The following is a 14,971-nucleotide window of genomic DNA, read 5'->3' as shown; positions in this document are numbered from 1 at the left end:
GCCTGCTTTAACGCAGGCTTCTTTACATTTGAACGATGACATCTTTGATAGGCTATTTTGTTTGGTGGCTTGGCGCCTTATAGAAGTGGCTTTCGACTAGGCGTTGAGTAATCGGATGTTCTGGGCTAGTGAGTACCTGGTTAGTTTCGCCAAACTCGACCACTTCACCTTCATGCATCACCATCACTTTATCAGTAATGTGCTTAACAATGCCAATGTGTTGAGACACGTACACAAATGACAATCCCATCTCTTCTTGTAACTCGAGGAATAAGTTAATGATCTGTGAGCGCATTGCCATATCCAAACCGTTTAACGCCTCGTCAGCGACAATGATGGAAGGTTGAAGAATAAGCGCACGAGCTAAACACACACGCTGTTTTTGACCTGCCGCTAGCATTTGTGGATAAAAATAGGCGTGTTCAGGCAACAATCCGACGCGGAGTAGGGTGTTCTTCACACGCTGCATGCGTGCATCTGGCGGCATGTTGGTGTTTCGCTTTAATGGGCCTTCCAAAATGCGGCCAATCTGGATACGCGGGTTGAGCGATGTGTTTGGATCTTGGAAAATCATGCGAATGAGCTTACAGCGTGTCGCGTAATCTTTGTGCTCCAATCGTTCACCATTCACACGGATCTCTCCGGAGCTTGGCTCTACAACGCCTGCAAGCATACGGGCAAGAGTGGATTTTCCTGAACCGTTTTGGCCAATAAAACCGATAGTTTGCCCCGGCTCCAACGTAAAGCTCACCGGTTTGACAGCATCATTAACCTGACGTTTGAACAGACGGGAGCGCGTAACAAATTGCTTCGATAAATTATCGACTTCAAGTAACGCACTCATGACTTTTTCTCCGTGTTCAATGGAAAGTGGCAGTTAAATTTATGATTCTTAATTCGTCTGGTGTGTGGAATTTCAACACATTGTTTCTGCGCATACGGGCAACGTGGACCGAGTCGACAACCGATGGGCAGATGCTGCAATGGCGGAATCGAACCCGGTAGGGATTGGAGTTTTTGCTTGTGTGGTACCCAATCATTAAAGTCTGGCATCGCTTTAAGCAAGGCATCTGTATACGGGTGCTTGGGTGCTGCAATGATTTTACTGGTATCGGCAGACTCTACCGACTGACCACAATACATTACCGTAATGCGGCCCGCCCATTGTGTGATGGTCGCTAAGTCGTGACCGATAAGCAGAATGGTCGTGTTGTTGAGCTGGTTCATACGGCTCAATAAACGCAATATTTGCGATTGGGTAATCGGGTCTAAGTCGTTGGTTGGTTCATCTGCGATCAGCAACTTTGGTTTGGTCGCTATCGCCATGGCAATCATGACTTTTTGACACTCACCATCGGTCAGTTCATAAGGGTAGCTACCCATTAAACGCTTGTGATCTTTAATGCCTACTTTATGCAGAAGCGCGATGGCCTGTTTTTTACGCCATTTAAATCGCTCCCACCATTTCCCTTCAAACGCACGAGATGGAATGGACTCGATCAACTGACGTCCCACTTCTTCTGAAGGATCAAGACAGGTTGATGGCTCTTGGAAGATCATCGCAATATCACGGGCAATGACACGTCGACGTTCTTTTGGCGTAAGCTGAAGCAAGTCAATATTGCCAAGGCGCATACGGTCCGCGGTAATGCGCCAGTTATCTTTACTTACCCCGACAATCGCTTTTGCAACTAAGCTTTTCCCTGAACCAGACTCACCTACAAGACCACGAATCTCACCTTCATTCAAAGTTAGGCTCATTCGGTCCACGGCTTTGACCAACCCTTGAGGGGTTTCAATCTCAATAGTCAAATGTCGAATATCTAACAACGGCATTATTCGATCCCCGCATTAAGCGCTTGACGTACACCTTCACCTACTAAGTTTAGGGTAATAACGGTAAACATGATGGTTAGGCCGGGTAGGGTTACGGTCCAAGGTGCAATATAAATCAACTCGACAGAGTCACCTAATATCGCTCCCCACTCAGTACTTGGTGCTTGTGCGCCTAAGCCAAGAAAACCCAGCGCAGTAATATCTAAAATCGCAGCAGAGAGCGCGAGCGTGATTTCAGCAGCAATAACCGTCAATATGTTGGGAAGAATTGAGCTCCACAACAAGTAGAAATCGTTCGCGCCATCAAGACGTGCTGCCATGATGTAGTCTTTTTCAACTTCGGTGTGGACTGCGATATAAACAGAGCGAATAAAACGCGGAATCAAAGCCAAGCAGATCGCGAGTAAAATATTGAACCCACCAAAGCCTAGAAATGCCACAAAAATGATTGCTAATAAGAGCGACGGGATCGACATGACGGTATCGAGCAAGTGATTGAGGGTACTCGACAGTAAGCCTTTCGTCATACCTGCTAATACGCCAATCAAACAACCTACGACCGCGGCAATCGCAGTGATGGCAACGGCTGCACCAAATGTAAGTTGAGAGCCCATGATCAAGCGTGACAGAATGTCTCGGCCTAAGTCATCAGTTCCCAAAAAGTAATCAACCGTTCCAGCAGGGGCCCATGATGGTGGCACAAGCAATTCGCCTGACTGTGCTTGGGCATCAAACGGCGCAAGCAGTGGCGCAAAAATGGTAATTAGGACGATAAATACCAAGCACCATAGGCCAAACATGGCTAGCCCGTTGGCGCGGTAACTTCGCCAAAATCGCTCAAACTGAGTTGGAATGCGTTCTTCCTGATAAACGTTATTTGTTAGCATACCATTCCTTTCGAACTAGAGGGTTAATCATCGCGCCAATCAAATCAGAGAGAATATTAGCGGTGAGAACCAAAGTCGCAAGTACCATCACGCCAGCTTGGATTGATGCATAATCTTGGTTTGCCAATGCATCTAACAACCAACGACCAATACCTGGCCAGTTAAAAATAGATTCAGTGATGATAGCCAAGGTAATCATACTGGAAAGCTGAACACCGACTTTGGGGATGATAGGCGGTATCGCATTACGCAAGACATGTTGAGTTACGATCTCGCGGTTAGAGAGACCTTTGATTCTCGCTGCACGAATGTAGTTTTGGCTCATCACTTCCGCCACCGAAGAACGCATTAGTCCGACAACCTGCGTTGTTGGAGCCAAAGCGAGCACCAAACATGGCAGCACCATATGCTCAATGACGCTTTGCAGTGCGTGAGCGCGGTATTCACCTTTCGCCATGAAAGCGTCGATAATGGCAAATCCGGTTACATGATCAATTTCGTAAAGCAGGTCATACCGTCCTGCCACGGGAAAGAGTTGGTATTCCAATGAAAAAACCATGATAAGTAGCAGAGCCACCCAAAAAATTGGGGCGGAATAACCAGACATCGACATGAATGAAATGCTGGTGTCGAGCCATTTACCTTGCTTCATCCCAGCCACGGTTCCAAGCGGAATGCCGATCAAAAGGGACACCAAAAAGGCAAAAAAGCACAGTTCCAAAGTGGCAGGGAATACGACGGCGAGCTCGTCATAAATCGCGTTGCCGTTTTTACTTATGCCAAAATCAAGCTGAGAAAGGTTGATTAAGTAAGTTTGCCAACCAGACCAAAAATCAACGTTTGCCCAGTGCGAGAGAGGGTCAAGGCGCAGCAGAGAAAAGCCCACTAATGTGAGGATCATCAAAGTGATGAAAAATAGGTTAAAGCGTCGAACGGTATACCAAAACATCAGTGAATTCTCTCAACTCTATCAAACGGTTGGGCATTGAAAGGGCTTGATTTGAAGCCTGTCAGTGATTTGTCGTGAACACGGAATTGCACACCATGTGCCAGAGGAATTACCGGGAATTCTTGATTTAAAATGTTCTGCGCTTGGCGATATAAGTTCAGACGGTAACGCGGTTCTTGGGTTTCCAATGCCAAATCGAGCAAGAAATCGAAATCATCGTTACACCACATCGATACGTTGAGGCCAACGCGATCAGACTCACAAGATAATAACGGGCGAAAAAAGTTGTCAGGGTCCCCGGTATCACCAATCCAACCAGTTAAAAGTAAATCGATGTCGTTGATGTTCTCTAAATCCACACGTTCGAATCTATCATCGGTTAGCAACGTTAACTCAACCCCAATATCGGCAAAATTCGCTTGGATTAGCTCCGCGGTCTTGCGAGGACTTGGGTTAAAGGCGCGTGGTTCAAGTGGTACCCACATGGTCAGCTCTAGACCATCTTCATAGCCAGCATCACGGAGTAGTGCTAATGCGTAGTTACGGTCATAACGAATTTTTACGCTGTCCTTTTGATAGGCCCATGAATTAGGCGGTAGCAATGTATAAGCTTGCGAGCCAGTTCCGTAGTAAACCGAATCTAAAATGTTCTGACGGTTAATCGCTAAGTTAAGTGCTTGGCGGACGCGAGCATCACTAAGTGCGGTCGTTTCAGTGTTGATCGCAATAAAGGATACGTTGTTGGCTGGCGTAGCAGTTAACTCAAGATTGTCATTTTCTTGAATAACGGGTATTTGGCTTGAAATAGGCGAAGAGAGCACATCACACTCGTTTCTTAAAAGTTTCGCCAAGGTACCAGTGCCTCGATGAGAGATATCGAATACCACTTGTTCCATTTTCGCGGGTGACTTCCAGTAGTTAGAGTGACGTTCCAAACGAATCAAGTCGTTCACTTGGTATTCTTTTAGCTGATATGGGCCGGTACCGATAGGAAGTTGGTCGATTTCTTCTTTATGATCTTTTGCTGCCAGTTGCTGTCCGTACTCTGCAGACAATATGACAGCATGGCTGGTGGCAATATTTGCCAAGAAGGAAAAATTTGGCTGAGATAAGGTAAACCTTACCGTATGCTCGTCAATCGCAGTCACGTCTTGCAACAGGTTTTGAAAATCTAACCCTGCAAACCATGGATAAAAACCACCACCAACTTGGTGAAAAGGGTGGTCTACATCAATGATTCGCTTGAAGCTAAATACCACATCTTTGGCATTCAATGGTCGAGTGGGAGTGAACCAGGACGTAGTTTGGAATTGAACATTACGTTTAAGCTTAAACGTGTATTCCGTTCCTGACTCATTCACAGACCAACTCTCAGCGATACTTGCTACTGGCTGATGTGATTTAGGATCGAGCGTGAGCAGCGTATCGTACAACTGCGGGCTCAGTGCCTCTGCGGTAATACCGCTATCAATAAGCTGAGGGTTAAACGTGGTTGGCTTACCTTGTCCGCAAAACACAAAGCCAGCTTTGCGAATGTCATTGTGGTCAATTTCATCACCACAAGCGGTCAGTAGGCTAATCCCAATAAGGCTCAGCGATAATCTTATAAAAGCATTCATAATATGAAATGTTCATTGGATCTTGCTTGTTTCATTTGATCTTACTCTTTCAGAGCTAACAAGCGAAAATGATCTCGCTAATTTATCACCTTTGTGAACTCGCTCCAAACATAAAATCCATACACTGTAAGGTGTTATGCTTGAAAGACATACAAATTAGAGCGCTGTCACTCGCTCGCTAACCGATCAAGCACCTTCGACCAAGCTAGCTTTGCCCGACTAAACCATATTTTCTAACCATCCCTCGTAATTGGTGGTAGCTCAAACCAAGTAGTTCGGCTGCTTGTCGTTGATTAAACTTGGCCTCTTCCAATGCGCGATTGAGTAAGTGGATGTCTTGCTCTTCTTGCCACTGTTTATAGTCTAGAGGGAATTGAACTGCGCTGCTTGGTGCTTCCTCTTCTTGCTGCTGTTCGGCTTGCTCGGCATTATGACCAAGCGTGTTATTCCAAACTGTTTCAAAAGGATTGAAAATCAGTTCATCAATTGGATCGGCATTGAGACCATGTTGGTAAATAGCACGTTCAATCACGTTTTTTAGTTCACGGACATTACCTGGCCATTCATATTCAAGAAGCGAATGCTGTGCTTTTGAGGTAAAACCGACAAAATATTCGAGCTGAAGTTCACGGCACATCTTCATCGCGTAGTGCTCTGCTAAAGAGAGGATGTCTTCTTTTCGTTCACGAAGAGGAGGCAGCATGATGACGTCAAACGCTAAACGATCGAGTAAGTCGGCACGGAAATCGCCTTGTTCCGCCAATTTTGGTAAGTCCGCATTGGTTGCACAAACAAGTCGAACATCCGCATTGAGAGCGGTATGACCGCCAACTCGTTCATATTCACCATATTCGATGACACGCAACAGCTTTTCTTGAACTAAAAGTGGTGCGGTGGCCAGTTCGTCAAGAAACAAAGTGCCGCCTTCGGCGCGTTCGAAACGTCCTTTATGCTTGCCCTTAGAACCTGTAAAAGAACCGGATTCATGACCAAATAGCTCTGAATCTATTAGTCCTTCGCTTAAGGTCGCACAGTTGAGTGATAGTAGTGGCTTATCCCAACGTCTTGATAAATAATGCAAACGCTGAGCGATGAGTTCTTTACCCGTTCCTCGTTCACCGATAATGAGGACTGGACGCTCAATAGGCGCAAGTTGTGATACTTTATCTAGTACGGCGAGAAAAGCAGGTGATTCACCAATCAGGTTTTGCTTCATAAAGTCCTTCTTATTTAACAGCCGAGCCATGATTTACATATGGAGTTGGTGAATTTCACCAACAGTTGGTGAAAAACATCATAGCATAATAGTGCATAACGACAACAAAATGCATAAATTGCTGATTTTAAATGTGATTTTAAGTTGGCATGCTACTTGTAATGTATTCAGGGAGACACAAGGTCAATCACTACCTTGTCGAGTTTTAATAGGAAAAAAGAGGAGTTCCGTTATGGGTATTTTTTCTCGATTTGCAGATATCGTTAACTCAAACATCAGTGCATTGCTGGACAAGGCGGAAGATCCTGAAAAAATGATCCGTCTTATCATTCAAGAAATGGAAGACACACTTGTTGAAGTGCGTACTAACTCGGCTAAAGCGATTGCAGACAAAAAAGAGTTGGCTCGTAAAGTTGAAACGTTAGAAGAGCAAATTGGCGAATGGAGCCAAAAAGCGAGCCTAGCGTTGGTAAAACAGCGTGAAGATTTGGCTCGTGCAGCGTTAATTGAAAAGCAAAAGCTTGAGCAAGTGATTAAAGGTCTTCACACTGAACAGACGTTAGTAGAAGAAACGATCGACAAGCTTACAGGCGAGATCGGTAAGTTAGAAAGCAAAATTGCAGAAACGCGTGCAAAACAGCAAGCACTAGCAATTCGTAACCAAACAGCCTCTAACCGTCGTGATGTGCAAAAACACCTGCACACTAGCCGTACTAATGAAGCGATGGCGAAGTTTGAGCAGTACTCGCGTAAAGTGGATGAAATGGAAGCAGAAGCAGATTTGTACGCACAAACTGGTAATGCAAAATCGCTAGAGCAAGAGTTTGCAGAGCTTCAAGCTCAAGACGAAATCGAAAAAGAGTTGGCAAAACTGAAAGAACAGATGTCATCGAAAGATAAATAACAAAGGAGCCATTTATGTCGACATTTTTTATAGCAGGACCAGTGATTGTCTTTTTAATCTTTGTCGCTCCACTATGGCTCTTCTTACACTATCGCAGCAAACGCAAAACAGATAGTGCACTGTCGAGCCAAGATTTAGAGCGCCTTCAGGTACTATCTGAAAAAGCGGAAGCGATGCAGTCCCGAGTTGATACATTGGAGCGCATCTTGGATGCTGAGTCACCAACATGGAGACGCAAGTATGACTAATCGAGAGCTGTATCGTGACCCAGTAAATGGCAAAATCTCCGGTGTTTGTGCCGGAATTGCCAACTACTTTGGTGCAGAGGTTTGGTTGATTCGTATTGTAGTGATTTCTGCAGCGCTGTTGGGTGGTACGTTTTTGGTGCTGTTAGCATACGTCGCGATGGCGTTTATGTTAGAAAAGCAACCAGTGACGTATTCTGAAAATATCCGAGCGCAACAAGAGCACACACTTAAAAGTAAGCCTTGGCAGAAAGGACAAAGTCCGGACCAATTGCTCAGTGTGTTGGAACGCGATTTTGACCGTCTTGATGGCAAAATCCGTAACATGGAAGCGTATGTTACGTCTGATACATATAGGGTGAATCGGGAGTTCAGCAAGCTCTAAACACTCCGCATCCAAAGAAGATTTAAACGAAGCAGGCGCAAAGCCTGCTTTTTTGTCACAAATTACTAATTTTAAAGCACTATTAATCTTTTCAACTCTGGAAGTTCGCCCAGAATTCATCTACTTTAAAAATAATCCCTTAATTTTTTATGGATGAATGTAATGAGAAGATTGCTCATTCCTGTCGCCATCTCGGCTGTGTTGTCGGGGTGTGGTAAAGAACTTCCCCCTGTTCCAGAACCTGAATCCCGCCCCGCGAAGCTATTTACAGTATCTGTTGGCAATGCCCAATTTGAACGACACTTTCCTGCCACGACGGAAGCTGGTGATAAAGCGGTACTGACGTTTCGAGTTCCTGGACTTCTTCAAACGATTGAGGTGAATGAAGGCCAAGTCGTCAGCAAAGGCGATGTATTGGCTTCATTAAACCCTGATGAATATTCTCTGCTTGAACAGCAAGCTCGGGCAAATTTCGCGCTCGCAGACGTGCAGTACAAGCGATACCAAAAGTTACGTAAAGACCAAGTGGTGTCCGAACAAGATTTTGATGAGGCAAAAGCGAATCACAATTCAGCCAAAGCTCAGTGGAATCAAGCAAAGGCAAATTTAAGGTATACCAAACTTGTCGCGCCATATGATGGTACGATTTCGTATATTCCAGCAGAAAACCATGAGTATGTTGCCGCAAAAGAAGGCGTGATGAATATCCAATCCAACCAACTGCTTAAGGTGATATTCCAAGTCCCTGACTATCTGCTAAACCGTTACACGCAGGGGAGCGATGTCTCTGCCAGAATGGTCTTTGACGCTTTCCCCGAGCAGTCATTTGACCTGACCTTTCAAGAAATCGATACAGAAGCCGATCCTAAAACCGGTAGTTACAAAGTCACTATGGTTATGGAGCGACCATCAGAAATAGGCCTTTTACCGGGCATGTCTGGTAATGTTTACCTCCTATCTAAAAATGCTGGTGCAACAAAAATTCCTAATTCCGCGTTGCTAGAAGAGAACGGCAAAACATACGTTTGGCGTGTTGATGAGCAAGGTATTGTGTCCAAAACCGCTATTGAGATGAATGACAAAAACCAAGTGTTAGCGGGGCTTAACGATGGCGATCAAATCATTATCTCTGGTGTTAGTGTAATTGAACCCGGAATTAAGGTAAGAGCCTGGATTAAGGAAAGAGGGTTGTAATATGAAAGGAATCATCTCTCTAGCGGCATTATTTTCAACGTTTCTTCTTGTTGGTTGTGGCGATAAGGCACCAGAAAAAGCTCTTGAGACACCGCGTGTAAGAGTTACCTCATTAGCGGGAAATCGGGTGGATGACAACTTATATTTCCCTGCGGTTGCGAATGCAGCGGATCGCTCTCATTTGAGTTTCCGAGTGACAGGAGAAGTCAGCCGCATCATGGTAAAAGAGGGCGATAAAGTCACGAAGGGTGATGTTATCGCAACGTTGGATCCTACTGACTATGAGTTGGATGTAGATAATGCGAGTGCGCGTTTTTCTGTTGTTGACAGTCAGTATCGCCGTTCACGTCCTTTAGTTGACAAAGGTCTATTAGCTAAGTCTCAGTTTGATGAAATTGCAGCACAACGACAAATCGCTCTGGCTGAGCTTAAGTTAGCGAAACTCCGTTTATCATTTACTACCTTAAAAGCGCCTGTGGATGGGATCATTTCGCGAGTTAATATCGAGCAATTCGAAAATGTCCAAGTCGGACAGCATATCGTCAATATTCATAGTTTGGAGCGAGTAGAGGTGCTGATTCAACTTCCAGACCGGCTCTATGTTAACCAACCGCCAACGGAAGAAAGGCTTACCGCGATAAAGGCATTGGTGCGCGTGCCTAGTGGTAACGAGTACAACGCGACCGTGAAAGAATTTACGACTGAGCCAGACCCAACAACAGGTACGTTTACCGTCACATTATCGCTTCCTATGCCGGAAGAAGAATACATCCTAGATGGGATGGCCGTTGAGGTGACCTCCAAAGATAAGAACGTTGGCTTGGATCTCAATTTAGGAATTAATGTTCCCATTGAAGCCATTTTTAATGCGGACGGTGACGAGCTGGGGCGCGAAAATAAATTTGTTTGGGTACTGAATGATGACAACACGGTATCGCGCAGGCAGGTGCGAGCAGGTAAAGCATCTAAAACGTCCATTCAAATCCTTGATGGTCTCATGCTCAAAGACAAAGTTGTGATTGCCGGTGTTTCTCGGTTAAGGGATGGCATGAAAGTGGAAGTGATACAGGAAATGGCTACGCAGGAGGCCGGTCTATGAGCGATCTTAATAAATCAGTGCCTCAAAGTGATGATGATGTGACCGGTATTGCTGCGTACTTCATCCGAAATCGTGTCATCAGTTGGATGGTCGCACTGATCTTTTTGATTGGTGGTATCGCTGCATTCTTTGGGTTAGGGCGTCTTGAAGACCCTGCTTTTACCATCAAAGATGCCATGGTGGTGACCTCTTATCCTGGTGCGACGCCGCAACAAGTCGAAGAAGAAGTGACTTATCCGATCGAAAAAGCGATTCAGCAGCTTACTTATGTTGATGAAGTGAATTCGATTTCTAGCCGAGGATTATCGCAAATCACGGTCACGATGAAGAACAATTATGGCCCTGATGATCTGCCACAGATCTGGGATGAGTTACGCCGTAAAGTGAATGACCTTAAAGGGACGTTGCCTCCGGGTGTGAATGAACCTCAAGTGATCGATGATTTTGGTGATGTTTACGGGATTTTGTTAGCGGTGACTGGCGACGGTTATAGCTACAAAGAGCTACTGGATTACGTTGATTACTTACGCCGAGAGCTCGAACTGGTTGATGGCGTGAGTAAAGTTTCGGTATCCGGGCAACAGCAAGAGCAAGTTTTCATCGAAGTATCGATGAAAAAGCTGAGCAGTATAGGACTTTCCCCCGATACGGTCTTTAATCTTCTCTCGACGCAAAACGTGGTTTCTGACGCAGGGGCGATCAGAATTGGTGAGGAGTACATCAGAATTCAGCCGACTGGCGAATTCCAGAGTGTGGATGAGCTAGGCGATTTGTTGATTACTGAGTCGGGAGCTCAGGGGCTCATCTTCTTGAAAGATGTAGCGGAAATAAAACGTGGTTATGTAGAAGTCCCGAATAATATTATTAATTTTAACGGCAGCCTCGCACTAAACGTGGGTGTTTCTTTTGCTGAAGGCGTCAATGTCGTTGAAGTCGGAAAAGCGTTTGATCATCGCCTTGCAGAGCTAAAGTACCAACAACCTGTCGGTATCGAAATCTCGGAAATTTACAGTCAGCCTAAAGAGGTGGATAAATCGGTTAGCGGTTTTGTTGTCAGCTTGGCTCAAGCTGTCGGTATCGTCATTATCGTACTTCTGTTCTTTATGGGGCTACGTTCAGGTCTGCTTATCGGTTTAATTTTACTGCTGACGGTGTTGGGTACGTTCATTTTCATGAAGTATCTCGCGATAGATTTGCAGCGGATTTCATTAGGTGCCTTGGTTATCGCGTTAGGTATGTTGGTGGACAATGCAATCGTCGTGGTTGAAGGGATTTTGATTGGTACTCAAAAAGGACGAACTCGACTCCAAGCAGCGACTGACATTGTTACCCAAACCAAGTGGCCATTACTTGGGGCAACTGTGATCGCGGTAACTGCATTTGCGCCCATTGGACTGTCTGAAGACTCGACGGGTGAATACTGTGGCACTTTGTTTACGGTTCTGCTGATCTCATTGATGTTGAGTTGGTTTACCGCTATCTCGTTGACACCGTTCTTTGCTGACATCTTCTTTAAAGGCCAGAAGATTAAACAAGGTGAAGGGGAAGAAAATGATCCATATAACGGGGTTATTTTCGTTATTTATAAAAAGTTTCTTCAGTTTTGTATGCGTCGTGCTTGGTTTACCGTTGTGGTGCTGATTGCGGGATTAGCGGCAAGTGTTTACGGGTTCACCTTTGTGAAGCAAGCGTTTTTCCCATCTTCGACAACGCCGATTTTTCAGTTAGATGTATGGATGCCGGAAGGAACTGATATTCGAGCAACCAACACAACGCTTAAAGAGTTAGAAAGTTGGTTAGCTAAGCAAGAGCATGTTGACCATATCACGACGACCGCGGGTAAAGGCTTACAGCGCTTCATGTTAACGTACGCGCCCGAGAAAAGTTATGCGGCTTATGGTGAGATAACCACTCGTATGGAAAACTACGAAGCGTTGAAACCATTAATGGCGAAGTTTCGAGAGTATTTAAAAGCCAACTACCCAGAAATCAATTACAAGCTCAAACAGATTGAGTTAGGCCCTGGTGGTGGTGCAAAAATTGAAGCGCGCATTATTGGCTCTGATCCAACAATCCTTCGTACGATAGCCGCTCAGGTCAAGGACATCATGTACGCCGATCCTCAGGCAACAAATATCAGGCATGATTGGCGTGAACGAACCCAAGTTCTTGAACCGCAGTTTAACGAGAGTCAGGCACGTCGCTATGGCATTACCAAATCGGACGTCGATGACTTCTTGTCCATGTCATTCTCTGGAATGACGATAGGCCTCTACCGAGACGGCACGACGCTCATGCCTATCGTGGCTCGCTTACCTGAAGATGAACGTATTGATATTCGTAACATTGAAGGCATGAAAATATGGAGTCCAGCACAGAGTGAGTTTATCCCACTTCAACAAGTCACAATGGGTTACGACATGCGTTGGGAGGATCCTATCATCGTACGTAAGAACCGTAAGCGTATGCTCACTGTGATGGCAGACCCTGATATTCTTGGTGAAGAAACCGCATCGACGTTGCAAAAACGTTTACAGCCACAAATCGAAGCGATTCAATTACCACCAGGTTATTCCTTAGAGTGGGGTGGTGAATACGAATCTTCAGGTGATGCTCAAGAGTCGCTGTTTACTACCATGCCAATGGGGTACTTGTTCATGTTCTTGATCACCGTATTCCTATTTAACTCTATCAAAGAGCCACTCATTGTTTGGCTTACCGTGCCGCTGGCGTTAATTGGTGTCACCACCGGTTTGTTGGCACTCAACACGCCGTTTGGTTTTATGGCATTGCTCGGCTTCTTAAGCTTATCGGGAATGGTGCTCAAAAATGGCATCGTATTACTGGACCAAATTGAAATAGAAATGAAATCGGGTAAAGAGGCTTATGATGCGGTCGTTGATGCTGCGGTAAGCCGTGTTCGTCCTGTGTGTATGGCTGCAATCACGACGATCCTTGGTATGATCCCACTATTACCAGATATTTTCTTCAAACCAATGGCGGTTACGATTATGTTTGGTTTGGGCTTTGCGACAGTCCTGACACTGATTGTCGTGCCAGTGTTGTATCGTTTATTCCATAAAGTGGCAGTACCGAAACAGGCTTAGTGCTACTGATATAACGATGAAAAGTATCGCGCCTCTAGCTCATCAGTTAGAGGCGCTTTTTAAGGAAGAATAATGACAGAACAAAAAACGTGTGCGTGGGCGATGAATCACCCATTGGAGCGCGAATATCATGATTCCGAATGGGGCGTGCCAGTATATGACGACCAAGTCCTGTTTGAATTTATTACGTTGGAAGGTGCACAAGCTGGGCTTAGTTGGATCACCATTCTTAAAAAGCGCGAAGGATATAGAGAAGCGTTCGAGAACTACGACCTAGATGCGTTGGAACAAAGAAATGAAGAACGCGCTGAATACATCGTGGAAAACTTCGATGTTGTAAGGCATCGCGGAAAGATTAACTCGGTTTTCAGTAATGCCAAAGCGGCCAAAGCGTTAATTGCTGAATACGGAAGTTTATCAGACGCGTTGTGGCAGTTCGTGGACGGCGAACCAATCGTCAATCAATGGCAGCATATGAGTGACGTACCAGCTTCGACAGAGCAATCCAAAGCCATGAGTAAGTTCCTAAAAAAGAAAGGCTTCAAGTTTGTCGGTGAAACCATCTGTTATGCTTTCATGCAAGCCGTCGGCATGGTGGATGACCATATCGTTGGATGTCCTAAAAAGCAGAATAAGTAACGTTTGGCTTGTTCAGTTTATATCGTTAATTCTGGCTATCATGGATACGTTCCAAAGCTTCGATTCGACGCCATTGAGCTGCATCGAAGCTTTGTTTTCTTAAAGCAATGATTTCTGCCTGTTTTTCATCTTGCCCTAGAAAATCCCTATTCAGAATATCTTGACGCTGTTTTAAGTAAGTGGCGAGTTGAGTCTCAAATGATGCTCTTTGCTCATCAAGCTTTTGCAGCCTTTGCGCTCCAGCGTCTCCCACCAGTGCAACACGGGCGATGTACTTATCTTGTGAATCAAGCTGAGAAGCTCGCTCGAGTTGCTCCGCTAATGCGTTATTGCGTTCACTCTCTCGGATGTAATCTGGTTGTTCTGATAACGCTTGATTGAGAAGGTGTGTCTGACTCTCGATATCCGATGCCTGTTTTTTAATCGTCAGCTTTTCCAATGCAAGTTGGCGAAGTCGGTTTTCTTCGTCAAACAATTGAGCTATCTGGACCTCGCTAAAGTATTGAAGCTGTAAATTCAGTATCGCTTCATTCAGCATGGTTAACTGTTCAAGCGTTAGGTGTTTATGCTCAAAAGGCTCTAATGCAGAGAGCGCTTGCTTGTAGGAAAGGTAGGTCTGGAAGAGTTTGGCATCAATATTCAGTGTTTGTTTTGCTAAAGTGTCTTCATTGACTTCCGCTTTGATCGTATCGAGATCTTCTTCGCCCAGCCGGCTAAGAGAATATTCGAAGAAGTCTTTTGGGGAAGAGACATTGGCGGCTATGTCTTGCTGAGATTGCGAATGGCTGGAGGTTATCTCTTGTTGTTTGTCGCTTTGCAATAGAGAAAGCGCTCCCACGCCAAATATCGAGAGCAGGATAAAAGTGGTGAGAGCGACTTTCTTCATTGTGA

General features: G+C 45.2%; 14 protein-coding genes. 7 read left to right on the top strand and 7 right to left on the bottom strand.

The features are described 5' to 3' along the window. Positions 1 to 52: 52 nt before the first annotated feature. The 6 genes from ACWYVB_RS01985 to pspF all read right to left on the bottom strand — a co-directional run bounded on the left by ACWYVB_RS01985 (position 53) and on the right by pspF (position 6,507). The gene (locus tag ACWYVB_RS01985) at positions 53 to 844 is read right to left on the bottom strand and encodes a peptide ABC transporter ATP-binding protein (RefSeq protein WP_457527756.1); all 792 of its coding nucleotides are present in this window, start codon (positions 842 to 844) and stop codon (positions 53 to 55) included. Next, positions 841 to 1,836 (bottom strand): peptide ABC transporter ATP-binding protein, encoded by a 996-nt coding sequence (locus ACWYVB_RS01980; protein WP_005378126.1) that lies wholly within the window; start codon positions 1,834 to 1,836, stop codon positions 841 to 843. Before ACWYVB_RS01980 ends, ACWYVB_RS01985 begins: the two co-directional genes overlap by 4 nt. Continuing rightward, positions 1,836 to 2,723, bottom strand: coding sequence for an ABC transporter permease subunit (locus tag ACWYVB_RS01975; protein WP_005378123.1), 888 nt, complete (start codon positions 2,721 to 2,723; stop codon positions 1,836 to 1,838). Before ACWYVB_RS01975 ends, ACWYVB_RS01980 begins: the two co-directional genes overlap by 1 nt. Further along, positions 2,710 to 3,672 carry an ABC transporter permease gene (locus ACWYVB_RS01970; RefSeq protein ID WP_046874787.1) on the bottom strand — a complete coding sequence of 321 codons (963 nt, stop codon included), beginning with the start codon at positions 3,670 to 3,672 and terminating at the stop codon, positions 2,710 to 2,712. The genes ACWYVB_RS01975 and ACWYVB_RS01970 overlap by 14 nt, the downstream gene beginning before the upstream one ends. After that, positions 3,672 to 5,291: an ABC transporter substrate-binding protein SapA gene (gene sapA / locus ACWYVB_RS01965; protein ID WP_301615133.1), complete on the bottom strand. Its 1,620-nt coding sequence runs from the start codon at positions 5,289 to 5,291 to the stop codon at positions 3,672 to 3,674. The genes ACWYVB_RS01970 and sapA overlap by 1 nt, the downstream gene beginning before the upstream one ends. Before the next feature lie 205 nt (positions 5,292 to 5,496). After that, on the bottom strand, positions 5,497 to 6,507 hold the full coding sequence (gene pspF, locus ACWYVB_RS01960) for a phage shock protein operon transcriptional activator (RefSeq protein ID WP_046874789.1): 1,011 nt from the start codon (positions 6,505 to 6,507) through the stop codon (positions 5,497 to 5,499). A gap of 232 nt (positions 6,508 to 6,739) precedes the next feature. On the opposite strand from pspF, the gene pspA reads away from it, so the two are divergent. The 7 genes from pspA (at position 6,740) to ACWYVB_RS01925 (ending at position 14,080) form a co-directional block, all read left to right on the top strand. After that, a complete protein-coding gene (gene pspA / locus ACWYVB_RS01955) occupies positions 6,740 to 7,411 on the top strand; it encodes a phage shock protein PspA (protein WP_005393294.1) in 672 nt (223 codons plus the stop codon). Positions 7,412 to 7,425: 14 nt separating this feature from the next. Continuing rightward, a complete protein-coding gene (gene pspB, locus ACWYVB_RS01950; protein ID WP_054867313.1) occupies positions 7,426 to 7,659 on the top strand; it encodes an envelope stress response membrane protein PspB in 234 nt (77 codons plus the stop codon). Further along, entirely contained in the window at positions 7,652 to 8,041 is a 390-nt protein-coding gene (gene pspC / locus ACWYVB_RS01945) for an envelope stress response membrane protein PspC (protein ID WP_012841944.1), read from the top strand. The genes pspB and pspC overlap by 8 nt, the downstream gene beginning before the upstream one ends. 162 nt (positions 8,042 to 8,203) lie before the next feature. Next, on the top strand, positions 8,204 to 9,235 hold the full coding sequence (locus ACWYVB_RS01940; RefSeq protein ID WP_374092698.1) for an efflux RND transporter periplasmic adaptor subunit: 1,032 nt from the start codon (positions 8,204 to 8,206) through the stop codon (positions 9,233 to 9,235). Position 9,236: 1 nt separating this feature from the next. Then, a complete protein-coding gene (locus ACWYVB_RS01935) occupies positions 9,237 to 10,334 on the top strand; it encodes an efflux RND transporter periplasmic adaptor subunit (protein ID WP_139059500.1) in 1,098 nt (365 codons plus the stop codon). Next, complete coding sequence (gene vmeI, locus ACWYVB_RS01930) at positions 10,331 to 13,441, top strand: efflux RND transporter permease subunit VmeI (RefSeq protein ID WP_457527753.1); 3,111 nt, start codon at positions 10,331 to 10,333, stop codon at positions 13,439 to 13,441. Before ACWYVB_RS01935 ends, vmeI begins: the two co-directional genes overlap by 4 nt. Before the next feature lie 72 nt (positions 13,442 to 13,513). Beyond that, positions 13,514 to 14,080 (top strand): DNA-3-methyladenine glycosylase I, encoded by a 567-nt coding sequence (locus tag ACWYVB_RS01925; protein ID WP_005378109.1) that lies wholly within the window; start codon positions 13,514 to 13,516, stop codon positions 14,078 to 14,080. 25 nt (positions 14,081 to 14,105) lie between these two features. Here ACWYVB_RS01925 and ACWYVB_RS01920 read toward each other — a convergent pair whose 3' ends face one another. Then, positions 14,106 to 14,966 carry a lipase secretion chaperone gene (locus tag ACWYVB_RS01920; protein ID WP_457527751.1) on the bottom strand — a complete coding sequence of 287 codons (861 nt, stop codon included), beginning with the start codon at positions 14,964 to 14,966 and terminating at the stop codon, positions 14,106 to 14,108. Positions 14,967 to 14,971 lie beyond the last annotated feature (5 nt).

The organism is Vibrio sp. JZG10 (assembly GCF_054064075.1).
The sequence above is the reverse complement of the archived record's forward strand: the minus strand, read 5'-3'. Positions and strand labels throughout refer to the sequence as shown.

Coding starts and splice junctions, on each gene's coding strand:
- ACWYVB_RS01985 (WP_457527756.1), bottom strand. CDS start 844: ATGAGTGCGTTACTTGAAGTCGATAATTTATCGAAGCAATTTGTTACG.
- ACWYVB_RS01980 (WP_005378126.1), bottom strand. CDS start 1,836: ATGCCGTTGTTAGATATTCGACATTTGACTATTGAGATTGAAACCCCT.
- ACWYVB_RS01975 (WP_005378123.1), bottom strand. CDS start 2,723: ATGCTAACAAATAACGTTTATCAGGAAGAACGCATTCCAACTCAGTTT.
- ACWYVB_RS01970 (WP_046874787.1), bottom strand. CDS start 3,672: ATGTTTTGGTATACCGTTCGACGCTTTAACCTATTTTTCATCACTTTG.
- sapA (WP_301615133.1), bottom strand. CDS start 5,291: ATGAATGCTTTTATAAGATTATCGCTGAGCCTTATTGGGATTAGCCTA.
- pspF (WP_046874789.1), bottom strand. CDS start 6,507: ATGAAGCAAAACCTGATTGGTGAATCACCTGCTTTTCTCGCCGTACTA.
- pspA (WP_005393294.1), top strand. CDS start 6,740: ATGGGTATTTTTTCTCGATTTGCAGATATCGTTAACTCAAACATCAGT.
- pspB (WP_054867313.1), top strand. CDS start 7,426: ATGTCGACATTTTTTATAGCAGGACCAGTGATTGTCTTTTTAATCTTT.
- pspC (WP_012841944.1), top strand. CDS start 7,652: ATGACTAATCGAGAGCTGTATCGTGACCCAGTAAATGGCAAAATCTCC.
- ACWYVB_RS01940 (WP_374092698.1), top strand. CDS start 8,204: ATGAGAAGATTGCTCATTCCTGTCGCCATCTCGGCTGTGTTGTCGGGG.
- ACWYVB_RS01935 (WP_139059500.1), top strand. CDS start 9,237: ATGAAAGGAATCATCTCTCTAGCGGCATTATTTTCAACGTTTCTTCTT.
- vmeI (WP_457527753.1), top strand. CDS start 10,331: ATGAGCGATCTTAATAAATCAGTGCCTCAAAGTGATGATGATGTGACC.
- ACWYVB_RS01925 (WP_005378109.1), top strand. CDS start 13,514: ATGACAGAACAAAAAACGTGTGCGTGGGCGATGAATCACCCATTGGAG.
- ACWYVB_RS01920 (WP_457527751.1), bottom strand. CDS start 14,966: ATGAAGAAAGTCGCTCTCACCACTTTTATCCTGCTCTCGATATTTGGC.